A 23,361-nucleotide genomic window follows, 5' to 3' on the forward strand; every position below is an offset into this window, starting at 1 on the left:
ACCGTTTCGCCCCGACATGCGAAGGACGCCCGGCGCCATGATCATGACCCCATGACGACCACTGACGACCCGGCGGAACCGGCCCGGCCCGCCACGCCCGAGGACGCGGCGGTCCGCCAGGACGACGGCACCCGGCGCCAGTTCATCTCCTGGCTCACCCTCGCCTTCATGACCACGGCCTCCGTCGCCTCCCTGCGGCCCGCGCCCACCATGGCCCTCTACGGACTCGCCGCGGTCTTCCTCTACCTGCTCCCGGCCCTCGTCTTCCTGCTCCCCACCGCCCTCGTCGGCGCCGAACTCGCCTCCGGCTGGTCCGGCGGCATCTACCGCTGGGTCAGCGAGGCCCTCGGCAAACCGCTCGGCTTCCTCGCCGTCTGGTGCCAGTTCGCCATGACGATCGCCTACTACCCGAGCCTGCTCGCCTACGTCGCCTCGACCTTCGCGTACGTCATCGACCCCTCGCTCGCCGAGAACGGCCTCTACGTCGCGATCGTCATCGTCACCGTCTACTGGTCCGGCGTCTGGATCTCCTCGCGCGGCACCCGCGCCATCGCCGGACTCTCCTCCTTCGGCCTCGTCGTCGGCACCCTCGTCCCCGGCGTCCTCCTCGTCGCCCTCGGCATGGTCTTCCTCGGCCAGGGCAACCCCTCCGCCCAGCCGATGACCGCCGACCACTGGCTGCCGCCCTGGACCGGCCTCGCCAGCCTCGTCCTCATCGTCAACAACTTCCTGTCCTACGCGGGCATGGAGATGAACGGCGTCCACGTCTCCTCGCTGCGCGCACCCCGCCGCGAGTACCCCCGGTCGATGTTCCTGGCCACCGGACTCGTCCTGCTGATCTTCATCCTCCCGGCCCTCGCCATCGCCTGGGTCATGCCGGCCGCACAGCTCAGCCTCACCGCCGGGCTCATGCAGGCCTTCGACGCCTTCTTCGCGCACTTCTCCATCGGCTGGATGACCCGGGTCGTCGGCGTCATGCTGGTCTGCGCCGCCCTCGGCGGCATGCTCACCTGGCTCGCCGGCCCCGCCAAGGGCCTCGTCCTGCTCTCCCGCCAGGAGGGCTACCTCCCGCCCGCCTTCCAGAAGTTCAACAAGGCCGGCTCCCCGACCGCCGTCATGGTCGCCCAGGGCGTCATCACCACCCTGATCGGCGTCCTGTACGCCTTCAGCGACTCCGTCTCCAGCTCGTACTGGATGTTCTCCGTCATCACCGTGCAGATCTACCTGATCGCCTACCTGCTCATGTTCGTCGCCGTCGTCCGGCTCCGCCGCACCCAGCCGGACGTGGAGCGCGGATTCCGCGTCCCCGCCGTCACCTGGGTCGCCTCCGTCGGCTTCGTCGCCTCCGTCCTCGCCCTCGCCATCGGCTTCGTCCCGCCCGACCAGTTCGACGGCGAACCCCTCTGGCGCTACCTGCTGATCGTCGGCGGCGGCCTCCTCGTCCTCGGCCTCCTCATCCCCGCCCTCCTCCTCCGGTACCGCAAACCCGAGTGGGTCCACCCCGACCACCGGGAACCTTCCGGCACTCCCTGACGTCTGACCCCGTATGCCCGGAAAGGTCACGCGCACGTCCGCCGTCCTGCTGCTCCTGGGGGCGCTCGCGTACACCGCCTGGGTCCTCGAAGCCGTCGTGCGGACCGGTCTCGACCCGGTCCACACGTACGTCTCCGAACTCGCCGCCGCCGACCAGCCTTACGGCGGCTTCTTCCGCGCCGCCGACCTCGCCGCCGGACTCCTCGTCCTCGCCGGCGCCCTCCTCGGCCTGCGCGCCGCCCGCACCCCCGCCCCGGCCGACCCCGGCGTCCCCCGCTGGGCCCGCCCCGGCCCGGCCGGCCGCCGCCCCTGGCTCCTCGCCGGCTGGGCCGCCCTCGCCTTCTTCGGCGCCGCCACCGCCGCCGACTCCCGCCTCCCGCTGAGCTGCGCCGCCACCGCCGACCCCGCGTGCGCCGCCCGCGAGGCCGCCGGACTCGTCCCCGTCACCCACACCGCCCACGCCGTCAGCTCCGCCCTCGCCATGACCGGCGCCCTGATCGCCATGGTCGCCCTCACCGCCGCCGCCCGCCGGTACGGCCTCCTGCCCCTGCTGGCCCGCACCGGACCCGTCCTCGTCGCCCTCGAACTCGCCGCCACTGCCTGGACGCTCGCCGCCCTCACCGCCTTCGAGTCCGGCCACGACGGCTGGGCCCTCGGCATCGCCCAGCGCCTCCAGGTGCTGATCGTCGCCGTCTGGACCGCCGTCCTCGCCGCCTCGGTCGCCCGGGAAAGGACCCGCGCATGACCCTCGTACGGATCGGCGGCCTCGTCCATCACGTCGCCGTCGACGGGCGCGGGCCGGTCTGTGTGCTCTCCGCCGGGCTCGGGCTCGGCTGGTTCGACTGGGACCCGGTCGTCCCGCTGCTCGCCCCCCACCGCACCGTCGTCCGCTTCGACCGCCCCGGCCACGGCCTCTCCCAGGCCGGCACCGCACCCCCCACCCTGGCCGGCGAGGCCGCCCGGATCGCCGCCGTCCTCGACGCGCTGCGGCTCCCCGGGCCCGTCACCGTCGTCGGCCACTCGATCGCCGGGTTCCACGCCGAGGGCTTCGCCCGCCTCCACCCGGGCCGCACCGCCGCCCTCGTCCTCGTCGACTCGTCCGTCGAGGACCACCCCCGTCCCGGCCGCCTCGGCTGGACCGTCCCCGCCGGGACCGCACTCACCGCCCTCGGCCTCCCCGCCGCCCTCGGCCCCGCCCTCCGGCGCCTCGCCGTCCGCCCCGACCCCGCCCCGCCCGCCGAGGTCCGCCGCGTCTACCGCAGCTCACGCGTCTGGCGCGGCGTCCTGCGCGAGAACGCCCGCTACGGCGCCGTCGCCACCGAACTCGACGCCCTCCGCCGCACCCGCCCGCTGCCCCCCGGCCTCCCCGTCACCGTCCTCGCCGCCCCAGACGGCTCCGCCCGCTGGGAACGCCGCCAGCGCGCACTGGCCCGGCGGCTCGGCGCCCGCTACGAGGCGGCCGTGCCGTCGGGCCATCTGGTCATGCGGGACGCCCCGGACACGGTCGCCCGGGTCGTCCTGGAGACGGGTCAGGACGCGGCGTAGACGCTCGCGCAGAACGCCTTCAGCTGCTCGTCCGACAGCTGCTGGGCCAGATCGGCCTCGCTGATCATGCCCACCAGACGCTTGTTCTCGATCACCGGCAGCCGGCGGATCTGGTGGCTCCGCATCTCCTCCAGCACCGCGCCCACGTCGGCGCCCGCGTCGATCCAGCGCGGGGTGCCCTGGGCGAGCGACCCGCAGGTCACCTTCGCCGGGTCGTGACCCATCGCCACACAGCGGACCACGATGTCGCGGTCGGTCACGATGCCGCAGAGCCGTTCGTTCTCGTCGGCGACGGGGAGCGCCCCCACGTTCAGTTCGCGCATCAGCTGCGCCGCGCGGTCGAGCGTCTCGTGTTCCGGGATCCAGCGGGCTCCCGGGTGCATGATGTCCTTCGCCGTGGTCATGGGCCGCGTACCTTTCGTCGGCTTCGTTGCGCGTACGAGTCCCCGAGCGCCTCTCATTCTGCGGGCACGCGACGGCCCCCGCGACCGCAGCGGGTCACGGGGGCCGGGGGTGCGCAGGGGCCGGGCTCAGGCGGTCGCGCCGCGCTTGCGGAGCATGTCCGCCATCAGCGCGATCTCCGACTCCTGGGCGTCGACCATGCCCTGGGCGAGGTTCCGCTCGACGCCCGGCGAGCACTTCTGCACACAGCCCTGCGCCATGTGCACACCGCCCTTGTGGTGGGCGGTCATCAGCCGCAGGTAGAGGATCTCGGCCTCCTTGCCGGACGCCTTCCGCAGCGCGTCCAGCTGCGTGCGGGTCGCCATGCCGGGCATCAGCGCGCCGTCGCGGGAGGCGGCGTCGCCGGTGACCGGCATGCCCATCCAGGTCATCGGCGCGGTACCGGACTCGACCGTGGGCAGGCCCCACAGGTCCAGCCAGCCGAGCATCATCCCGCGCTGGTTGGCCTGGGTGTTGGCGATGTCGTACGCGAGCCGGCGCACCGACTCGTCCCGCGTCCGGTCGCGGACGATGAAGGACATCTCGACGGCCTGCTGGTGGTGGACCGCCATGTCCCGGGCGAAGCCGGCGTCCGCCGAGGCGGAGTCCGGGGTACGGGGCCCCTCCTCGCGCTCGGCCGAGGCGACCGTGACGGCGCCCGCGGCGAACAGCACCGACAGGGCGACCGCGGTGACCGCCGCGTACCGGGTGCGGCGGCCGGTCACTGGCCCATCCCCGCGCCGCCCATGCCGTCGGCGCCGACGCCGCCGGTGCAGGCGGCGCCCCGCTCGGGCGTCTGCGGGCCCTGCACGTACTTGGTGAAGAAGGCGTCGACCCGCGGGTCGCTCGCGCTGTCCACGGTGACCTGCTTGCCCCACGCGGAGAGCATGATCGCGCCGGCCTGGTCGTCGACCGGGCTCATCAGCGTGTACGGGGTGTCGGAGACCTTGTCCTTCAGCTTCTTCACGTCGGCCTCGGCGGCCTTCTTGTTGTACGTCACCCAGACGGCGCCGTGCTCCAGCGAGTGCACGGCGTGCACCTCGGGGACGGCCTTGTCGTAGACGTCGCCGTCGCAGTTCAGCCAGACCGGGTGGTGGTCGCCGCCGACCGGCGGCTTGGCGTCGTACTTCACGGCCGTCTCGACGTGGTTGCGGCCCAGCTTCGCCGCGTCCCAGGACTTCTCGCCGGCGATGGGCGCCTTGGCGGCGGCCTCCTTGGCGTCCTCCTCGTCGGCCTTCTTCATCAGCACGAAGGTGCCGAAGCCGACGAGGCTCAGCACGACGACGGCGGAGACGCCGATGGTGAGGAAGCGGTTGCGGCGCTCGCGGGCCTGCTCGGCCCGGCGCATCTCCTCTATTCGGGCACGGCGGTCGGCGTTGGAGGAACGGTTGGCGGCCATGGTGGTGTCGTCCTTCTGGGAAAGCTTCTGGGAAACAGAAGAAAAAAGAGGGGGGTGTTCGTGCGCTGGGGGCGGCCGGAGGGCCGGGCCGCCTAGGTCCGGAGAACCTGAAGGACGTGCAGGTCCGGGGCGCGCGGCCGGACCCCCGGCGCCCCCGCCGCACCGTCGCCGGCCAGCGCGTCCACGCGCGGCAGCCGGTCCTCCGCGTGCAGCGGCGGGTCGAGGGGCGGGGCGCTGAGCACCGCCGGGGAGAGCGACGGGAAGAGGGAGCAGTCGCCCCGGTCGTACGGGCAGACGTATGCGGACCGCCCCGGCCCGGGGACGGGGGTGGCCGCGGGGCCCGGGGAGGCGGCGACGGCCGGCCGGGCGGACGCGGCGGCGGCCCCGCCGTGCCCCGGATGGGCGTCGGGCCCGCCCGGACCGCTCCCCAGACAGACGAAGAGCGCGGCGAGGAGCGTCGCCACGGCACTCACCAGTGCCATGGGACGCGCGTGCCGGTACGGGCGTTCGAGCCGCAGGGCTCCCATGGGCGCAGATCGTAGTGGGCGAGCGGGCTCCGTGGGCCGAACGGGGTACGACTTCCCGAGGTCCTCGGTTACCTCTGTCACACCCGGGCGGGCAGTATGGGTGTGCAACGTGCGCGAAACCATGTGGTGGGATGCTCAGGTGCCCCCCGATGTACCCGAGGCGGTGGGAGCAGGCGGCCTGACCAGCGAGGATGGGTGTGGAAATGGACAAGCAGCAGGAATTTGTGCTCCGTACGCTCGAAGAGCGCGACATCCGCTTCGTGCGTCTGTGGTTCACCGACGTGCTCGGCTTCCTGAAGTCGGTCGCCGTCGCCCCCGCCGAGCTTGAGCAGGCGTTCGACGAGGGCATCGGCTTCGACGGCTCGGCGATCGAGGGCTTCGCCCGGGTCTACGAGTCCGACATGATCGCCAAGCCGGACCCGGGCACCTTCCAGATCCTGCCCTGGCGGGCCGAGGCGCCCGGCACGGCCCGGATGTTCTGCGACATCCTCATGCCGGACGGCTCGCCGTCCTTCGCCGACCCGCGGTTCGTCCTCAAGCGGGCCCTCGCCAAGGCGTCCGACCTCGGCTTCACCTTCTACACCCACCCCGAGATCGAGTTCTTCCTGCTGAAGGACAAGCCGCTCGACGGCTCGCGCCCGACGCCCGCCGACAACTCCGGCTACTTCGACCACACCCCGCAGAACGTGGGCATGGACTTCCGCCGCCAGGCCATCACCATGCTGGAGTCGATGGGCATCTCGGTCGAGTTCTCCCACCACGAGGGCGCCCCGGGCCAGCAGGAGATCGACCTCCGCTACGCCGACGCCCTCTCCACGGCCGACAACATCATGACCTTCCGCCTGGTCATGAAGCAGGTGGCGCTGGAGCAGGGCGTGCAGGCCACCTTCATGCCGAAGCCGTTCTCGGAGTACCCCGGCTCGGGCATGCACACCCACCTCTCCCTCTTCGAGGGCGACCGGAACGCCTTCTACGAGTCGGGCGCCGAGTACCAGCTGTCCAAGGTCGGCCGCTCCTTCATCGCGGGCCTCCTCAAGCACGCGGGCGAGATCTCCGCCGTCACGAACCAGTGGGTCAACTCGTACAAGCGCATCTGGGGCGGCTCCTCCCGCACGGCCGGCTCCGGCGGCGAGGCCCCCTCGTACATCTGCTGGGGCCACAACAACCGCTCGGCCCTCATCCGCGTCCCCATGTACAAGCCCGGCAAGACCGGCTCGTCGCGCGTCGAGGTCCGCTCCATCGACTCCGGCGCCAACCCGTACCTGACCTACGCGGTCCTCCTCGCCGCCGGCCTCAAGGGCATCGAGGAGGGCTACGAACTCCCCGCCGGCGCCGACGACGACGTCTGGGCCCTCTCCGACGCCGAACGCCGCGCGATGGGCATCGAACCCCTCCCGCAGAACCTCGGCGAGGCGATCTCCCTCATGGAACGCAGCGAACTGGTCGCCGAAACCCTCGGCGAACACGTCTTCGACTTCTTCCTGAGGAACAAGAAGCAGGAGTGGGAGGAGTACCGCTCCGAGGTCACGGCCTTCGAGCTGCGGAAGAACCTGCCGGTGCTGTAGGTCCTGGCGATCCGACAGGTGGCGGCGGCAAGGGAATTCCCTTGCCGCCGTTCGGTTTCCGGGTTCAGACTGCGGCGGGTGAAGATCGAGAACGTTGCCACCGCGCGGCTGCTGCTGTGTCCGCTGACCGTTGCCGAGGGGGAGCGGGTGGTGGCGCGGGCGCCGTTGCCGGGGGAGCGGTGGGCCGGCGGGTATCCGGGGGTGGGGGACCTGGCCTCCGTCGGCGCGTTTCTGCGGCGGTGCGCGGAGGACGGGGACCCGGGGGTCTACCGGACGTACCAGGTGCGGCTGCGGGACGGGCTCGTCGTCGGCGGGATCGGGTTCCACGGGCCGCCGGGGGCGGACGGGGGCGTGACCGTGGGGTACGGGATCGTGCCGGGGGAACGGGGGAAGGGGTACGCCTCCGAGGCGCTCGCCGCGGTGATCGGCATCGCCCGGGACGCGGGTGCGGCCGTGCTGCGGGGCGACGCCGATCCGGCCAACGTCCCCTCCCACCGGGTGATGGAGCGCGCCGGGATGCGGCGTGCAGGGGAGGGGGACGGGGGTGGTGGGCTCGTGCGCTTTCTGGTGGAGCTGGGGGAGCCGGGGGCGTGACAGGCGTCAGCGTTCGGTGAGTTCGGACGGGGCCTCCTGGACGATCCAGCCGTTGCCGTCGGGGTCCTCGAAGGAGAGGAAGGAGTTCCAGGTCTCGCCCTTGCCCTCCTCCCAGCCGTTCGGGCCGACGTGCAGGACGGGCGAGACGTCGACGCCGGTCTCGACGAGCGCGTCCCGGGCCGCCTCGATGTCGGTGACGCACAGCTGGAGGCCGTGCAGGCTGCCGGGGGCCATTCTCTTCGTGCCGGGCATCGGCGGCATGCCGGAGAGCAGGGCGACGGAGCAGCGCGAGCCCGGCGGGGTCAGCTGGATGATCCGCATGCCGGGGGCGACCTCGTCGTCGACGTCGACGGCGAAGCCGCAGCGCTCGGCGTAGAACTCCTTCGCCCGGTCGAGGTCGGTGACGGGGACGGGGACGACTTCCAGGGTCCAGTTCATGCCACCACCGTCCCGCACCCGGCCGCCGGCGCATCGCGCCGACACCCCGTCGACCTGACGGAAATTCCTCTTCCCTCCGCCCAAATGACCTGATCGTGTCGTTCGGAGAACGAGAGAGATCGGCATCGACCGTTCCTACGTCACACAACCTCCCTATAGTGACCACGCGTTGGCCGCGACGGCCGTGCCGACGCCAGGTACGCCACAGGAGAGACGGGACTGATGACGCGCACCTCCCCCGCCGGATCCGCACCCGGTCCGGCGGCACCCCCGTCCGGCTGCCCCGCCGCCGTCCCGCTCTCCGGCCCCGGCTTCCAGACCGACCCGCAGGCCGTCTACCGGGCCATGCGCCGCGACCACGGCCCCGTCGTCCCGGTGGAACTCCCCGGCGGCCTCCCCGCCTGGCTGGTCGTCGGCTACCGCGAGGTCCACCAGGTCACCAGCGACCCCGAGCTCTTCCCCCGGGACGTCTCGCTGTGGAACCAGTGGCCGCACGTCCCCGCCGACTGGCCGCTGCTGCCCATGGTCGGCAGCCCCGTGCCCTCCATCTACTTCACCGCCGGCGAGGAACACCGCCGGCACGTCCGGATGGTGGTGCCGGCCCTGGAGGCCGTCGACCCCTTCGACGTCCGCGGCCACTGCGAGCAGCTGGCCGACCGGCTGATCGACGCGTTCTGCGGGCGCGGCACCGCCGACCTCGTCGCCGCCTTCTGCGAACCCTTCCCCGTCCTCGTCCTGGCCCGCCTCATCGGCTTCCCCGACGACGAGGGCGCCGACATCGCCCGGGTGCTGAAGGACCTCGCCGACGGCGGGCCGGAGGCGCAGGCCGCCCACCAGAGGTTCGGCGCGCACATGGCCCGGCTGGTCGCCGCCAAGCGCGCCGAGCCCGGCGACGACGTGACCAGCCGGATGCTGGCGTACGCCGACGAGGAGTTCACCGACGAGGAGTACATGCTCGACCTGATGGCCGTCACGGCCGCCGGGCACCTCACCACCGCCGACTGGATCGGCAGCTCCGTCCGCCTCATGCTCACCGAGGACGCGTTCGCCGACTCCCTGGCGCGCGGCCGCCGCAGCGTCCCCGACGCCATGACCGAGGTCCTCTGGGAGGAGGGCCCGACGCAGATCCTGGCCGGCCGCTGGCCCGTCCGCGACACCCGCCTCGGCGACCGCCTGGTCAAGGCCGGCGACCTGCTGCTGCTCGGCCTCGGCGCCGCCAACACCGACCCGCTGATCCGCCAGGGCGCGCCCGGCGGAGACCCGTCCCGGCGCGGCGGCAGCGGCGCCCACCTCGCGTTCAGCCACGGCGAGTACCGCTGCCCGTTCCCCGCCCAGGAGATCGCCGAGATCATCGCCAGGACCGGCATCGAGGTGCTGCTCGACCGGCTGCCCGACCTCGAACTCGCCGTCCCCGCGGAGGAACTGGTCCGCCGCCCGTCCGCCTTCCTGCGCGGCACCACCGCCCTGCCCGTCCGGTTCACCCCCGTCCCCACGACAGGAGACCCCTCGTGACCTGCCCGCACGCCGCCGCCGGTGCCCCCGTCGTCATCGACCCCATGGTCCGGGACCTGGACGGCGAGACCGCCCGGATCCGCGAGGCGGGCCCGCTGGCCCGCATCGACCTGCTCGGCGTGCCCGCCTGGGCCGTCACCCGGCACGCCGACGCCCGGCGCCTCCTCGTCGACTCCCGGCTGGTCAAGGACCTGAACGCCTGGAGCCTCTGGACGAACGGCACCGTCACCCACGCCTGGCCGCTCATCGGCATGATCGACGCCGGCCGCTCCATGTTCACCGTCGACGGCGACGAGCACCGCCGGCTCCGCGCCAAGACGTCCCAGGCCCTCACCCCGCGCCGCCTGGAGGCGATCCGCCCCGACATCGAGAAGTTCACCGCGGAACTCCTCGACGCCCTGGAGGAGGCCGGCCGGGACGGCGCCGTCGTCGACCTCAAGACCGTCTTCGCGCAGCCGCTGCCGATGCGGGTGGTCGGCATGCTGATGGGCGTCGACCCCGAGGCGAACGCGATGCTCACCCGCCAGTACAAGAAGTTCTTCTCGATGCTCACCCCGCAGGAGGAGCGGCTCGCCCTCCTCGCCGAGCTCGACGTCTTCTACACGGAGCTGGTCCGCGCCAAGACCGCCCTGCCGACCGACGACCTGACCTCCGCGCTGATCCTCGCCGAGGAGGGCGGCGAACCGCTCACCGAGGAGGAGGTCGTCGGCAACCTCAAGGCCATGGTCGCCGCCGGCCACGAGACCACCATCGGCCTCGTCCTCAACGCCGTGCGCGCCCTCCTCGCCCACCCCGACCAGCTCCGCATGGTCCTCGCCGGCGAGGTCTCGTGGGACGCCGTGATCGAGGAGACCCTCCGGTACGACACCCCCACCACCCACCTGCTGATGCGCTTCGCCACCGAGGACGTCCAGGTCGGCGACGCGGTGATCCCGAAGGGCGACGGCGTGGTGATCTCGTACCGGGCCATCGGCCGCGACCCCGAGCAGCACGGCCCGGACGCGGACGCCTTCGACGTCACCCGCCCGGCGCCGGTCCGGCACATGACCTTCGGCCACGGCCCGCACATCTGCCCCGGCGCCGCGCTCTCCCGCGTCGAGGCCGGCATCGCGCTCCCGGCGCTCTTCGCCCGCTTCCCGCGCCTCCGGCTCGCCGTCCCCGACGAGGAGCTGCGGAACCTCCCGGTGATGACCCAGAACGACCTGGAGTCCTTCCCGGTCCTCCTGGACGCCTGACCCGCGGGCCGGTCCGCCGGGTCAGGTCCGCGGGTCCGGGGCGAAACCGGCCGTCCAGTGCAGCCGGCCGTCCTGGCCGATCGCGGCCACCCCGCCCGGGCCCGCCGCCGGCGCGCCCGCCAGCGGGAAGTCGGACAGGCGCCAGCTGCCGCCGCCCGGCAGCGGCGCCACCGCCAGCCGGCCGGTCCGGGACCGCAGCGCGACCAGCCCGTCCGCCGCGCTCACCGGGCCGAAGCCCGCGATGCCGCCGGCCGGTGGGGCGACCGGGGCCAGCCGGGCGGTGCCCGTGAAGTCCGCCGCCCGCGGCTCGCCGGTGGCCGGCACCCGCGACCACAGCCGGATGCCGTCGCCGGTCGGCGCCGGGCCCGCGCTCAGCGCCAGCGTCGTCGGCGGCAGCCCGGTCGGCAGCGGCCCGGCCACCGGCCCGCCGTCCGACGCGCCGGTCCACATCAGGACCGACCGCGGGGTGCCCGCGAAGACGTAGGTACGGCCCCGGGCGTCGGTCGCCGCCACCGGGTCGCCGTGCAGGTCCGTGCCGCCCAGGGCCCGCCACGGACCCCACGCGCCGCCGGCCGTCCGCTCGCGCCCCGCGAGCCGGTGGTCGCCGTCGCGCAGGAAGAGGGAGACCCGCCCGGTGCCGTCCACGGTCACCGCGGGCGCGCTGATGTCCGGCGTCCGGTCGGCCTCGTCCCGCAGCCCCGGCGTGCCCAGCGACCGCCACGGGCCGTACGCGCCGCCCGGCGCCTGCTGCTCCACCGTCACGACCTCGCGCCGGTAGCCGGCCGCGCCCGTGAAGGAGGTGCGGGTGCCGTAGACCGCGAGCCGCCCGTCCGGCAGCCGCACCGAGGCGACCCCGCCGTCCAGACCGCCGCCCGGCAGCAGCTGCGGCCCCCGCCAGGCGCCGCCCGGCGCCCGGTGCCAGACCGCGAGCCGCCCGTCCTGGACGCCGAAGGCCGTCAGCCCGCCGTCCGCGGCCGGCTGCAGCCAGCCGGTCGACGAGCCGCGCGCGTACCGCACGGTCCCCGTCCAGCCGCGCCCGCTGGGCCGGCCCGACGCCTTCAGGTCGCCGCACCCGGCCGGGCTGCCGCAGTCCGCGCCGTCCAGCCACGCGTACGTCTTCAGGCTGCGCAGCTTCTCCTCGGCGGTCCGGCTGTCGAGCGCGCGCGGCAGGTCGGTGTTCGGGTAGCCCATGTAGCTCTGCACGCCGAAGCGCGGACGGCCGGGCCGCTCCGCGTACCGCGCCAGCGCCGCCTGCACGAACCGCGCCCCGTAGGCGTGGTCCTGGTGGTCCCGCAGCTTGCCGGTGTGCGCGTCGGTGCCCGGCGTCGGGTCCAGGGTGCGGACGAACGTCGGCCGGAAGCGGTCGAGCAGCCCCGTCAGCGTCGCGACGACCTGCTCCTTGGAGTACGCGAAGTCGGCGGCGACCGGCGTCCCCGAGGAGAGCTGCGACCCGAGCGCCGGGATCCGGCCGTGCCACAGGCCCCGCAGGCTCACCGGACGGTCCGCGGAGGTGGAGCCCGCCTCGCGCAGCTGCATCCAGACCAGCCGCACCTCGGGCCGGGCCCGCAGGGTGTCCAGCTCGGCCGCGCCGCCGCCGGCGGTGGGGATCACCGACCGCTCCCAGGGGCTGGTGCGGTCGCCGGTGGCCATCTCGGCGTACGCCGCCCGGATGCCGTTCTGCCGGGCCTCGGCGAACGCGGGCCTGTCCGGCGCGGTCACCGCCGCGGCCTTCCCGGAGCGGGCGTTGACGCCGTTCGACTCGCCGGCCGTCAGGTACACGGTGGTCAGCGGGGCGCGGTCGGCCAGCGACTGCGCGGTGTCCGGGTTCATGAAGTACAGGTCGTCGTCGGGGTGCGAGACGAACTGGACGACGGAGAGCGGCGCGGCGGTACGGGCCTCCCGGGCGGTGCCGCGCACCGGGTCGGCGGCGGGCTTCCGCACCGGGGCGGGCGCCTGGGTGGACACCTCCGGCAGGGCGGTGGCGGCGTGGGCCGGCGCCTGCTCGCCGGAGCTCGTCGCCAGCACGCCCACGAGGGTGCCGCCGGTCAGCACGGCGACGGTCGCCGCGGCCATGACGGAACGGCGGTGACGGAAGGGGCGTATGAGGCGGGAGTGACGGCGGACGGGCATGGCGGGAGCGGGCTTTCTACCTGGGCGACGGGGGCGCGTCGGCGGAGCGACGGGCAGTTCGCGACGGCGGCGGCGACGGGACGAACGACTCACATGGGTACAGGGCCGGAGCGGTCGAAGGGTTCCGAAAACGGCCCGATGTGCCTGACGTCACGTGTGATCCGTGCCGGATCCGGGCAGGTGACCAAAGTTTTCGGCCACCCCCACGGGCCCCCTCCCAGCCACCCCCACGGGCCCCACCCGGCCACCTGTGCAGGCCCCACCCGGCACCCCCTCCCGGCACCCCCACCCGCCGTCCGCCCCCGGCCCCGTCCCGCACGCCCGCTCCCCCCGCTCCCGATAGGCTCGATCCGTCGGGCGTGCGGCGGAGAGGGAGCGGCGGAGATGACGGTGCCGGGGCGCAGGAGCAGTACGTTCTCACGGCTGCTGCGGCACGGGTTCACCGATCCGTCCGGCGCCGAGCGGCTGCTCGACCTGCCTGCGCTGGCCGCCCTCCGCGGCGACCCGGTCCTCCTCGACGCGCTCGGCGCCACCGCCGACCCCGACCTCGCCCTGCGCGGCCTGGTCCGGCTGGTCGAGGCGCAGCCGGAGGACGGGCGGGCGACCCTCACCACCACGCTGCTCTCCGCCAAGCCGTTCCGGGACCGGCTGCTCGGGGTCCTCGGCGCCTCCGAGGCGCTCGCCGACCACCTGGCCCGGCACCCGAGGGACTGGGAGACCCTGGTCACCTACGAGGCGGCCGACCTGCACCCCGGGCTCGCCGAGTTCGAGCGCGGGCTGGCCGAGGCGACCGACCCGGTGTCGCTGCGGGTCGCCTACCGCCGCTGCCTCCTCGGGATAGCGGCCCGGGACGTCTGCGGCACCACCGACGTCGCCCAGACCGCCGCCGAGCTGGCCGACCTGGCCACCGCCACCCTGCGGGCCGCCCTCGGCCTCGCCCGGGCCGCCGCCCCCGACGACGCGGCCCTGTGCCGGCTCGCCGTGATCGCCATGGGCAAGTGCGGCGGCCACGAGCTGAACTACGTCTCCGACGTCGACGTGATCTTCGTCGGGGAGCCGGCCAAGGAGGCCGGCGACCGGGACGTGGACGAGGCGAAGGCCCTCCAGGCCGCCACCCGGCTCGCCTCCCACCTCATGCGGATCTGCTCCGAGACCACCGTCGAGGGCACCATCTGGCCGGTCGACGCCAACCTCCGCCCCGAGGGCCGCAACGGCCCGCTCGTCCGCACCCTCTCCTCCCACCTCGCCTACTACCAGCGCTGGGCGAAGACCTGGGAGTTCCAGGCGCTCCTCAAGGCGCGGCCGGTGGCCGGCGACGCCGAGCTGGGCGCCGCGTACCTCGACGCCGTCTCCCCGCTGGTCTGGCAGGCCGCCGAGCGCGAGAACTTCGTCACCGACGTGCAGGCCATGCGCCGCCGGGTCGTCGCCACCATCCCCGTCGACCGGGTCGACCGCGAGCTGAAGCTCGGCCCCGGCGGCCTCCGGGACGTCGAGTTCGCCGTCCAGCTCCTCCAGCTGGTGCACGGCCGCAGCGACGCCACCCTGCGCGTCGGCTCCACCCTGGACGCGCTGGCCGCCCTCGCCGCCGGCGGCTACGTCGGCCGCGCCGACGCGGCCCAGCTCGACGAGGCGTACCGCTTCCTGCGCGCGATGGAGCACCGCATCCAGCTGTACCGGCTGCGCCGCACCCACCTCGTCCCCGAGGACGACGAGGACCTGCGCCGCCTCGGCCGCTCGCTCGGCCTGCGCACCGACCCGGTCGCCGCGCTGACCAAGGAGTGGCGCCGGCACGCCTCCGTCGTCCGCCGGCTGCACGAGAAGATCTTCTACCGGCCGCTGCTCGACGCCGTCGCCCAGCTCGCCCCCGGCGAGACCCGGCTCAGCCCCAAGGCGGCCGGCCAGCGCCTGGAAGCCCTCGGGTACGCCGACCCCGTCGCCGCCCTGCGCCACCTGGAGGCGCTGGCCTCCGGCGTCAGCCGCAAGGCGGCGATCCAGCGGACCCTGCTGCCGGTGCTGCTGGGCTGGTTCGCCGACTCCGCCGACCCGGACGCCGGACTGCTCGGCTTCCGGAAGGTGTCCGACGCCCTCGGCAAGACCCCCTGGTACCTGCGGCTGCTGCGCGACGAGGGCGCCGCCGCCGAGAACCTCGCCCGGGTCCTGTCGGCCGGCCGGCTCGCCCCCGACCTGCTGCTCCGCGCCCCCGAGGCGGTCGCCATACTCGGCGACCCGGAGGGACTGAAGCCGCGCGGCCGGGACCACCTGGAGCAGGAGGTGCTGGCCGCCGTGGGCCGCGCGGACGACGCCGAGCAGGCCGTCGCCGCCGCGCGCGGGGTGCGCCGCCGCGAGCTGTTCCGCACCGCCGCCGCCGACCTCATCGACGCGTACGGCACCGAGGACAGCCCCCGCACCACCGACCCGGGCGCCCTGGTCGACCGGGTCGGCGAGGCGGTCACCGACCTCAACGCCGCCACGATCGCCGGCGCCCTGCGGGCCGCCGTCCGCGCCGAGTGGGGCGACGAACTCCCCACCCGCTTCGCGGTCATCGGCATGGGCCGCTTCGGCGGCCACGAGCTCGGCTACGGCTCCGACGCCGACGTCCTCTTCGTGCACGAACCGCGCGAGGGCGTCGACGACCAGGAGGCCGCCCGGGCCGCCAACCGGGTCGTCGCCGAGATGCGCCGGCTCCTCCAGCTGCCCACCACCGACCCGCCGCTGCTGATCGACGCCGACCTGCGCCCGGAGGGCCGGAGCGGCCCCATGGTCCGCACCCTCGCCTCCTACGCGGCGTACTACCGCCGCTGGTCGCTGGTGTGGGAGGCGCAGGCCCTGCTCCGCGCCGCCCCCATGGCCGGCGACGCCGACCTCGGGCGGCGGTTCACCGAGCTGGTCGACCCGCTCCGCTACCCGGCGGGCGGACTCGGCGAGGACGCGGTCCGCGAGATCCGCCGCCTCAAGGCCCGGATGGAGTCCGAGCGGCTGCCGCGCGGCGCCGACCCCACCCTGCACGCCAAGCTCGGCCGCGGTGGCCTCAGCGACGTCGAATGGACCGTGCAGCTGCTCCAGATGCGGCACGGCCACGCCGAACCGGGCCTGCGCACCACCCGCACCCGGGCAGCGCTCGCCGCCGCGCACGCCGCCGGGCTGATCGGGGCGGAGGAGACGCAGACCCTCGACGAGGCGTGGGTGCTCGCCACCCAGGTGCGCAACGCGGTCATGCTGGTCCGCGGCCGGCCCGGCGACACCTTCCCCACCGAGCCGCGCGAACTCGCCGCCGTCGGCCGCTATCTGGGGTACGGCCCCGGCCACGCCGGCGAGATGGTCGACGACTACCGCCGGGTCACCCGGCGGGCCCGCGCGGTCGTCGACGAACTCTTCTACGGCGCCTGAGTGTTGCGGCCGGCCGGGGCGCCCCGCCCCGGCCGCGCCCGCTAGGCTCGTGGCATGGCCCTGCTCATGAGTGACGTGGACCGGTTCGAGAAGGCGCGGCCCCGCCTGGAGGCCATCGCCTACCGGATGCTCGGCTCGTCGGCGGAGGCCGAGGACGCCGTGCAGGAGACCTATCTGCGCTGGCAGGCCGCCGACACCGGGCGCGTCGAGGTGCCCGAGGCGTGGCTCACCAAGGTCCTCACCCACTACTGCCTCAACCAGCTCGGCTCGGCCCGCGCCCGCCGCGAGACCTACGTCGGGCAGTGGCTCCCCGAACCGCTGCTGGCCGGCGACCCGATGCTCGGCCCGGCCGACACCGCCGAGCAGCGCGAGTCCGTCTCGTACGCGGTCCTCGTGCTGCTGGAGCGGCTGACGCCGGCCGAGCGGGCGGTGTACGTGCTGCGCGAGGCGTTCGGCTACCCGCACAAGGAGATCGCCGAGATCCTCGACATCGGCGAGGCCGCCAGCCAGCAGATCCTGCACCGTGCCCGCAAGCACGTCGCCGCCGGCCGGGCCCGCGCCGAGATCGACGAGGCCGCCGCCCGGAAGGTCGTGGAGGAGTTCCTGGCCGCCGCCGCCAGCGGCCGTACCGAACCGCTCATCCGGCTGCTCACCCACGACGCCGTCGCGGCCGGCGACGGCGGCGGCAAGGTCCCCGCCCGGGCGAGCGGCTTCGTGGGCGCGAAGGCGGTCGCGGCGTTCCTGCGCGGCCTGTTCAAGCCGACCCCGGCCAAGCGGGCCCTGGTCGGCGGCGTCCCCGACCTGTACGCGGGGACCGCGAACGGCGAGCCGGCGGTCATCGTGGTCGTGGAGGGACGGGTCGTCGGGATCTCCTGCCTGGAGGTCACCCCGGACGGCATCGTCGCCGTCCGCAGCCAGGTGAACCCGGACAAGCTGCACCGGGCCACCGAGCGCTGGGCCGCCGGGGAGCACGGGGCCCCGCTGTACACGCTCTGACACCTTTCCTTTCCGTGTGACGCAGGTCACACGGGGATGCTGTCAGGGATCGCGGGGCTGTCCGGTTCAAGGGGCGAGACCGCGCCGGAGGGCGCGGCCCGACCGGACAGGAGCCAGTCATGCAGCAGCACCGCATCGTCGTCCTCGGCGCCGGCTACACCGGGGCCGTCGCCGCCGGCCGCCTCGCCCGCCGGCTGCACCGCGCGGACGTGCGCATCACCCTCGTCAACCCCGAGCCCGACTTCGTCGAGCGCGTCCGGCTGCACCAGCTCGCGGCCGGCCAGGACCTCACCCCCCGCCCCTTCGCCGAGATGTTCGCCGGCACCGGCGTCGAGCTGGAGCTCGCCCGGGTCGCCGCCGTCGACGCCGACCGCAAGGCGGTCACCCTGGAGACCGCCGCCGGACGCCGGGAGCTGGCGTACGACTCCCTGGTCTACGCGCTCGGCAGCGGCTGGGACGACGGGGGAGTGCCCGGCGTCGCCGACCACGCCCACGAGGTGGCGAGCCGCCCCGGCGCCCTGCGCCTCCGGGCCCGGCTGGCCGCGCTGGAGGCCGGCGGGACGGTGGCGGTGGTCGGCGGCGGCCTGACCGGCCTGGAGGCCGCCACCGAGATCGCCGAGAGCCGCCCCGACCTCCGGGTGTCCCTGGTCGCCCGCGGCGACCTCGGCGACTGGCTCTCCGCGAAGGGCCGCGCCCACCTGCGGAAGGTCGTCGCCGGGCTCGGCATCACCGTCCACGAGCACGGGTCGGTCGCCGCCGTGGCCGCGGACCGGCTGACCACCGCCGACGGCACCGTCGTCCCGGCCGACGTCACCGTCTGGACCACCGGCTTCGCCGTCCACCCGATCGCCGCCGGCAGCGGCCTGGAGCTGGCCGCCGACGGGCGGATCGTCGTCGACGCCACCATGCGCTCGGTCTCCCACCCCGACGTCTACGCGGTCGGTGACGCGGCCCAGGCCCTCGGTCCCGGCGACAAGCCGCTGCGGATGTCCTGCGCCTCGGGCGTGCCGATGGCCTGGCAGGCCGCCGACGCCCTCGCCGCCCGGCTCGCCGGCGTCAAGGTCCCCCGGGTTCCCATCCGTTACGCCCAGCAGTGCGTCTCGCTGGGCCGCAGGGAGGGCCTGATCCAGTTGGTCACCGCGGACGACCAGGCCAAGGACACGGCCCTCACCGGCCGTCTCGCCGCCCGCTACAAGGAGTTCGTCTGCAAGGGCGCCGCCTGGGGCGTCGCCCACCCGACCCTCGGCCTCCCGGCCCGCCGCCGGCGCGTGACCGCCGGGGTCGCGGGCGCCGCGGACGCCGCCGCGCCGGAGCCGGCCGCCACCTACCCGTCCGCCTGAGGGTCCGTCAGCAGGCTGCGCGCGTGCGCCAGATAGCCCGCGAGGGCGAGTTCGAAGGCGTGGTCGGCGCGGCCCTCCGGGGCCGCGCCGAGGGCGGCGGCCAGGCGCGGGGTGGCCGTCTCGTCGGCCACCTCCCACATCGCCTCCGGCGCGGCGAGGTCCAGCGCCGAACCGAGCACCAGGTTCTCCAGGCCGATGATCACCGGCATGACGTCCGGCAGCGCGAACCCCGCGTCGAGGAGCAGCGTCACCGCCCGCTCGTAGTGGTCGAGCACCTCGGGCGCCCGCACCGGTGAGGCCATGAGCAGCGGGATCGTCCGGGGGTGGGCGGCGAAGGCGGCCCGGTAGGAGCGGGCCCAGGCGGCCAGGGCGGCGTCCCAGGGGGCGCCGGCCAGCGTCTGCGGGTCGATGGCGGAGACCACCCGTTCGCGCAGCAGCTCGATGATCCCGTCCCGCCCGTCCACGTGGTGGTAGACGGAGGCGGTCTGCACGCCGAGCCGCCGGGCGATCTGCGGCACGCTGAGGTCGCCCAGCTCGTCGACGACCGCGAGCGCCGTGGTGGTGATCCGCTCCCGGTCGAGGAGGGGTCTGCGCGGCCGGCCCATGGAGGTCACTTCCCGTTCGTCTGCCCGCCGGGTCTTCCCCCGCGGTCCGAGGCGAGGTTACATTGCGGCAACCGAAAGCCTTTAGGTTTCCGTCTCCCCGCGGAACCCCCTGCCACGGAAGGGCTTCCTCCCGCATGCCCGGAACCACCCCCGAACAGCCGCCGGGACTCCGCACCGGCACCCTCACCACCAGCGACATCACGTTCTTCGTCGTCTCCGCCGCCGCCCCGCTGACCGTCATGGCCGGCGTCGCCCCCGTCGCCATCCTGCTCGGCGGCATCGGCGCCCCCGTCGGCTACCTCCTCGCCGGCGTCACCCTCACCGTCTTCGCCGTCGGCTTCACCACCATGAGCCGCCACGTCCGCTCCGGCGGCGCCTTCTACGCGTACATCACCCGCGGCCTCGGCGTCCCCCTCGGCATCGCCGCCGCCCTCGTCGCCATGCTCGGCTACAACGGCATGGAGATCGGCGTCTACGGCCTCCTCGGCTCCGCCACCTCCGACACCGCCGCCGCCTTCGGCCTCGACGTCCCCTGGCTGCCGGTCTCCCTCGCCGGCCTGCTGCTCATCTGGTACGGCGGCTACCGGTCCATCGACTTCGGCGCCAAGGTCCTCGGCGTCCTCCTCGTCGCCGAGACCGGCATCCTCGTCCTGCTCGCCGCCGGCGTCCTCCTCGACGGCGGCGCCGACGGCCTCTCGGTCGCCGGACTCGCCCCCGCCCACGTCCTCACCGGTGGCACCGCCGCCGTCCTGGCCTGCGCGTTCGCCGCCTTCACCGGCTTCGAGTCCACCGTCATCTACCGCCGCGAGGCCCGCGACCCCGACCGCACCGTCCCCCGCGCCACCTACACCGCCGTCGCGTTCCTCGGCCTCTTCTACGCCTTCGTCGTCTGGACCGTCATCCAGGCGTTCGGCGAGGACGAGGTCGTCCGGGCCGCCGCCGACGACCCTGGCGGCCTCTTCTTCGCCGCCATCACCACCTACGTCGGCGCCTGGGCCGCCGACCTGATGCACGTCCTCATCGTCACCAGCGTCCTCGCCTCCCTGCTCGCCTTCCACAACGCCATCAACCGCTACACCCTCGCCCTCGCCGAGGAGGGCGTCCTCCCCAAGGCACTCGGCCGCGTCCACCCCCGCCACCGCTCCCCGTACCTCGCCGGAGCCGCGCAGACCGCGCTCGGCGCCGTCGTCGTCCTCGCCTTCGCGGCCGCCGGAGCCGACCCGTACCAGCAGCTCCTGCTGTGGGTGAACACCCCCGGGATGCTCGGCCTGATGCTCCTCCAGCTGCTCGCCGCGCTCGCCGTGCCCTGCTTCTTCCGCAGGACCCCGCACGACGAGGGCGTCTGGCGCACCCTGGTCGCCCCGGTCGCCGCCTTCGTCCTGCTCGCCGCCGCGATCGTCCTCGTCACCGCCAACATCGAGCTGTTCACGGCGGCCTCCACCACCGTCAACACCGTCCTCGTCGCCCTCGTCCCCGCCGTCTTCGCCCTCGGCCTGCTGCTCGCCCGCCGGCTCCGCCGCACCAGGCCCGAGGTGTACGCCCGCTTCGCCGCCGAACCGACCCCCCAGGGAGAGACCCCCGCATGTCCGCCGACCTCGTCCTCGTCAACGCCCGCGTCCTCGACCCCGGACGCACCGGCCACACGGCTGTCGCCGTCCGCGGCGGACTGATCGCCGCCGTCGGCTCCACCGCCGACGCCCGCGACTGGACCGGACCCGGCACCGAGACCCTGGACCTGGCCGGCGCCACCCTCGTCCCCGGCCTCACCGACGCCCACAGCCACCCCGTCTGGGGCCTGGAGATGGCCGCCGGCACCGACCTCTCGTCCGTCACCGACCTCGACGGGCTCCGCGCCGCGCTGCGGACCGCCGAGCGCCGCGACGGCTGGGTCCTCGGCTTCGGCCTCGACCACAACGTCTTCGGCGGGCGCCCGATCCACCACGCCCTGATCGAGGACGCCCTGGCCGGCGCCCCCGCCTTCCTCCGCCTCTACGACGGCCACTCCGCGCTCGCGAGCGCGACCGCCCTGCGGGCCGCCGGCATCGACGGCCCCCGCGCCTTCGCCCAGCGCTCCGAGATCGTCTGCGACGCCGACGGCCGGCCCACCGGCCACCTCAACGAGCACGCCGCCATGGACCTGATGACCCCGGTCCTGCCCGCCACCCCCTACGCCGAGCGCCGCGACCGGCTCGTCGCCCTGCTGTCCGCCATGGCCGCCACCGGCCTCACCGCCGCCCACGTGATGGACCTCGGCGGCCCCGACGTCCCCGGTCTGCTGGCCGCGATCGAGGAGGACGGCGAGCTGCCGGTACGGCTCCGGCTCGCGCCCTGGTGCATGCCCGGCGCCACCGACGAAGACCTGGCCGGCCTCGTCCGGCTCCAGCGGCGGGCCGGCCGGAACTGGCGGGTCGGCGGCGTGAAGTTCTTCATGGACGGCACCGTCGAGGGCGGCACCGCCTGGCTGGAGCACGCCGACTGCCACGGCCAGGGCACCGACGCCTTCTGGCCCGACCCCGAGGCGTACTCCGCCGCCGTCCGCACCCTGCACCGGGCCGGCGTCGGCACCGCCACCCACGCCATCGGCGACGCGGCCGTCCGCCACGTCCTGGACACCGTCGAGACCCTCGGCGCGGGCGGCCCCCGGCACCGGATCGAGCACATCGAGACCGTCCCCGACGACCAGCTCGGCCGGTTCGCCGCCCTCGGCGTCACCGCCTCCATGCAGCCCCCGCACACCGCGTACACCCGCGCCGACCGCACCGACGAGTGGTCCCGGCGGCTCGGCGACGAGCGGGCCGGCCGGGCCTGGCGCTGCCGCGACCTGCGGGACGCGGGCGCCCGCCTCGCGCTCGGCTCGGACTGGCCGATCGCCCACTACGACGCCCGGCAGGTCCTCGCCACCGCCCGCGCCCCGCGCGGCGCCGCGTCCGCCCGGCACGGGCTGACCGGCGCGATGGCGCTGGAGGGCATGACGACCCACGCCGCCCACGCGGCGGGGGAGGAGGCACTGACCGGGCGGATCGCCCCCGGGCTGCGCGCCGACCTGACCGTCCTGGGCCTGGATCCGACGGAGGCCCCCGCCGACGAGACGGCGGAGGCCCCGGTGCTGTGCACGGTCAGCGGCGGCAGGATCACCTTCCGGAGCTGACCGGCTCCTCGTGCTCGGCGGGCGCGGACGCCGGACCGGTTCCCCGGGCGTCCGTCCCCGCCGGGGCGGACGCCGCCGGTTCGGCGAGGACCGGCGGCTCCACCTGCCGGGAGAGGCGGTGCGGCCAGGTGCCGTACCAGCAGTAGGAGACCACGAAGCCGAAGCCCAGGCAGATCATGCCGCCGACGGCGTCCAGCCAGAAGTGGTTGGCGGTCGCGACGATCACCACGAGGGTCGCCGCCGGGTACAGCAGCCCGAGGATCCGCGCCCACGGCGCCTTCGCGAGGAAGAAGATCGTCAGCCCGCACCAGAGCGACCAGCCGATGTGCATCGACGGCATCGCCGCGTACTGGTTCGACATGTGCTTGAGGTCGCCGGAGGCCATCGAGCCCCAGGTCTGGTGCACCAGCACGGTGTCGATGAAGTCCTTGCTCTCCATCAGCCGCGGCGGCGCCAGCGGGTACAGGTAGTAGCCGACCAGGGCGACCGCCGTGGTCGCGAAGAGGACCGTGCGGAACGCGGCGTAACGGCCCGGCTGCCACCGGTACAGCCACACGAGCACACCGATGGTGACGATGAAGTGCAGCGTCGCGTAGTAGTAGTTCATCCCCACGATGAGCCACGTCACCGAGTTCACGGCGTGGTTGACGGCGTGCTCGAAGGCGAGGCCGAGGGACTCCTCGGTGCGCCAGATCCAGTCCGCGTTCCGCAGCGCCTCGGCCTTCTGCTCCGGTACCGCGTTGCGGATCAGCGAGTACACCCAGTAACTGACCGCGATCAGCAGCAGTTCGAACCAGATGCGGGGGCGCCGGGGGCTGCGCGCACGCAGCCACGCCCACCGGCCGTCGGCCACGATGGGTGACGACGGGGTCGTCCGGTCGTCCAAACTCTTCACGGTCGTTTCACCCATAGGCAGAGAGTGTGCCAGATCCACGCCCCCCGACCGATCATCCTCCGGTCGGGTGT

The 23,361-nt window shown here is 74.5% G+C and carries 20 protein-coding genes; 12 read left to right on the forward strand and 8 right to left on the reverse strand.

Going from position 1 to position 23,361, the window contains the following annotated elements; all coding sequences use genetic code 11:
- Nucleotides 1-51: 51 nt before the first annotated feature.
- The 3 genes from ACFVQZ_RS27240 to ACFVQZ_RS27250 are packed head-to-tail and all read left to right on the forward strand — an operon-like array spanning nucleotide 52 to nucleotide 3,078.
- Nucleotides 52-1,533, forward strand: a complete 1,482-nt coding sequence (locus tag ACFVQZ_RS27240) for an APC family permease (RefSeq protein ID WP_383626914.1) — start codon at nucleotides 52-54, stop codon at nucleotides 1,531-1,533.
- Nucleotides 1,534-1,546: 13 nt separating this feature from the next.
- Nucleotides 1,547-2,278 carry a DUF998 domain-containing protein gene (locus ACFVQZ_RS27245; RefSeq protein WP_383626917.1) on the forward strand — a complete coding sequence of 244 codons (732 nt, stop codon included), beginning with the start codon at nucleotides 1,547-1,549 and terminating at the stop codon, nucleotides 2,276-2,278.
- The gene (locus ACFVQZ_RS27250) at nucleotides 2,275-3,078 is read left to right on the forward strand and encodes an alpha/beta fold hydrolase (protein WP_383626920.1); all 804 of its coding nucleotides are present in this window, start codon (nucleotides 2,275-2,277) and stop codon (nucleotides 3,076-3,078) included. The genes ACFVQZ_RS27245 and ACFVQZ_RS27250 overlap by 4 nt, the downstream gene beginning before the upstream one ends.
- On the opposite strand, the gene ACFVQZ_RS27255 is transcribed toward ACFVQZ_RS27250, so the two are convergent.
- From ACFVQZ_RS27255 to ACFVQZ_RS27270, 4 genes are all read right to left on the reverse strand, one after another.
- On the reverse strand, nucleotides 3,063-3,482 hold the full coding sequence (locus ACFVQZ_RS27255) for a CBS domain-containing protein (protein ID WP_030497289.1): 420 nt from the start codon (nucleotides 3,480-3,482) through the stop codon (nucleotides 3,063-3,065). The genes ACFVQZ_RS27250 and ACFVQZ_RS27255 overlap by 16 nt on opposite strands.
- 126 nt (nucleotides 3,483-3,608) lie before the next feature.
- Complete coding sequence (locus tag ACFVQZ_RS27260; protein WP_383626924.1) at nucleotides 3,609-4,244, reverse strand: DUF305 domain-containing protein; 636 nt, start codon at nucleotides 4,242-4,244, stop codon at nucleotides 3,609-3,611.
- Complete coding sequence (locus tag ACFVQZ_RS27265; protein WP_383626927.1) at nucleotides 4,241-4,918, reverse strand: DUF3105 domain-containing protein; 678 nt, start codon at nucleotides 4,916-4,918, stop codon at nucleotides 4,241-4,243. Before ACFVQZ_RS27265 ends, ACFVQZ_RS27260 begins: the two co-directional genes overlap by 4 nt.
- Nucleotides 4,919-5,010: 92 nt before the next feature.
- A complete protein-coding gene (locus tag ACFVQZ_RS27270) occupies nucleotides 5,011-5,445 on the reverse strand; it encodes a hypothetical protein (RefSeq protein WP_030497286.1) in 435 nt (144 codons plus the stop codon).
- A 203-nt stretch (nucleotides 5,446-5,648) separates the two neighbouring features.
- Here ACFVQZ_RS27270 and ACFVQZ_RS27275 point away from each other — a divergent pair, with 203 nt between their 5' ends.
- A complete protein-coding gene (locus ACFVQZ_RS27275; protein ID WP_030497285.1) occupies nucleotides 5,649-7,010 on the forward strand; it encodes a glutamine synthetase family protein in 1,362 nt (453 codons plus the stop codon).
- Between the two features lie 78 nt (nucleotides 7,011-7,088).
- On the forward strand, nucleotides 7,089-7,604 hold the full coding sequence (locus tag ACFVQZ_RS27280; RefSeq protein ID WP_383626931.1) for a GNAT family N-acetyltransferase: 516 nt from the start codon (nucleotides 7,089-7,091) through the stop codon (nucleotides 7,602-7,604).
- A gap of 6 nt (nucleotides 7,605-7,610) precedes the next feature.
- On the opposite strand, the gene ACFVQZ_RS27285 is transcribed toward ACFVQZ_RS27280, so the two are convergent.
- Nucleotides 7,611-8,042 (reverse strand): VOC family protein, encoded by a 432-nt coding sequence (locus ACFVQZ_RS27285; RefSeq protein ID WP_030497283.1) that lies wholly within the window; start codon nucleotides 8,040-8,042, stop codon nucleotides 7,611-7,613.
- 222 nt (nucleotides 8,043-8,264) lie between these two features.
- Between ACFVQZ_RS27285 and ACFVQZ_RS27290 the strand changes: the two genes are divergently transcribed.
- Both ACFVQZ_RS27290 and ACFVQZ_RS27295 read left to right on the forward strand, forming a co-directional pair.
- A complete protein-coding gene (locus ACFVQZ_RS27290) occupies nucleotides 8,265-9,554 on the forward strand; it encodes a cytochrome P450 (protein WP_030497282.1) in 1,290 nt (429 codons plus the stop codon).
- Nucleotides 9,551-10,789, forward strand: a complete 1,239-nt coding sequence (locus tag ACFVQZ_RS27295) for a cytochrome P450 (protein WP_383626935.1) — start codon at nucleotides 9,551-9,553, stop codon at nucleotides 10,787-10,789. Before ACFVQZ_RS27290 ends, ACFVQZ_RS27295 begins: the two co-directional genes overlap by 4 nt.
- A 21-nt stretch (nucleotides 10,790-10,810) precedes the next feature.
- Here ACFVQZ_RS27295 and ACFVQZ_RS27300 read toward each other — a convergent pair whose 3' ends face one another.
- On the reverse strand, nucleotides 10,811-12,862 hold the full coding sequence (locus ACFVQZ_RS27300) for a PIG-L family deacetylase (protein WP_383626937.1): 2,052 nt from the start codon (nucleotides 12,860-12,862) through the stop codon (nucleotides 10,811-10,813).
- Nucleotides 12,863-13,303: 441 nt separating this feature from the next.
- Here ACFVQZ_RS27300 and ACFVQZ_RS27305 point away from each other — a divergent pair, with 441 nt between their 5' ends.
- The 3 genes from ACFVQZ_RS27305 to ACFVQZ_RS27315 all read left to right on the forward strand — a co-directional run bounded on the left by ACFVQZ_RS27305 (nucleotide 13,304) and on the right by ACFVQZ_RS27315 (nucleotide 18,642).
- Entirely contained in the window at nucleotides 13,304-16,306 is a 3,003-nt protein-coding gene (locus ACFVQZ_RS27305) for a bifunctional [glutamine synthetase] adenylyltransferase/[glutamine synthetase]-adenylyl-L-tyrosine phosphorylase (protein ID WP_383626940.1), read from the forward strand.
- Nucleotides 16,307-16,360: 54 nt separating this feature from the next.
- On the forward strand, nucleotides 16,361-17,302 hold the full coding sequence (gene sigJ, locus ACFVQZ_RS27310; RefSeq protein ID WP_030497278.1) for an RNA polymerase sigma factor SigJ: 942 nt from the start codon (nucleotides 16,361-16,363) through the stop codon (nucleotides 17,300-17,302).
- A gap of 119 nt (nucleotides 17,303-17,421) precedes the next feature.
- Nucleotides 17,422-18,642, forward strand: a complete 1,221-nt coding sequence (locus ACFVQZ_RS27315; RefSeq protein ID WP_383626945.1) for an NAD(P)/FAD-dependent oxidoreductase — start codon at nucleotides 17,422-17,424, stop codon at nucleotides 18,640-18,642.
- Here ACFVQZ_RS27315 and ACFVQZ_RS27320 read toward each other — a convergent pair.
- Nucleotides 18,627-19,247, reverse strand: a complete 621-nt coding sequence (locus ACFVQZ_RS27320; RefSeq protein ID WP_383626995.1) for a TetR/AcrR family transcriptional regulator — start codon at nucleotides 19,245-19,247, stop codon at nucleotides 18,627-18,629. The genes ACFVQZ_RS27315 and ACFVQZ_RS27320 overlap by 16 nt on opposite strands.
- A 134-nt stretch (nucleotides 19,248-19,381) precedes the next feature.
- Here ACFVQZ_RS27320 and ACFVQZ_RS27325 point away from each other — a divergent pair, with 134 nt between their 5' ends.
- Both ACFVQZ_RS27325 and ACFVQZ_RS27330 read left to right on the forward strand, forming a co-directional pair.
- A complete protein-coding gene (locus tag ACFVQZ_RS27325; RefSeq protein ID WP_383626948.1) occupies nucleotides 19,382-20,917 on the forward strand; it encodes an APC family permease in 1,536 nt (511 codons plus the stop codon).
- Complete coding sequence (locus ACFVQZ_RS27330) at nucleotides 20,830-22,395, forward strand: amidohydrolase (RefSeq protein WP_030497274.1); 1,566 nt, start codon at nucleotides 20,830-20,832, stop codon at nucleotides 22,393-22,395. Before ACFVQZ_RS27325 ends, ACFVQZ_RS27330 begins: the two co-directional genes overlap by 88 nt.
- Here the strand turns inward: ACFVQZ_RS27330 and ACFVQZ_RS27335 are convergent.
- Entirely contained in the window at nucleotides 22,379-23,305 is a 927-nt protein-coding gene (locus ACFVQZ_RS27335) for a phosphatase PAP2 family protein (RefSeq protein WP_036416193.1), read from the reverse strand. The genes ACFVQZ_RS27330 and ACFVQZ_RS27335 overlap by 17 nt on opposite strands.
- Nucleotides 23,306-23,361: the final 56 nt, after the last annotated feature.

Origin of the sequence: Streptomyces sp. NPDC057854 (assembly GCF_042797055.1) — a bacterium.
Classification (GTDB): domain Bacteria; phylum Actinomycetota; class Actinomycetes; order Streptomycetales; family Streptomycetaceae; genus Streptomyces.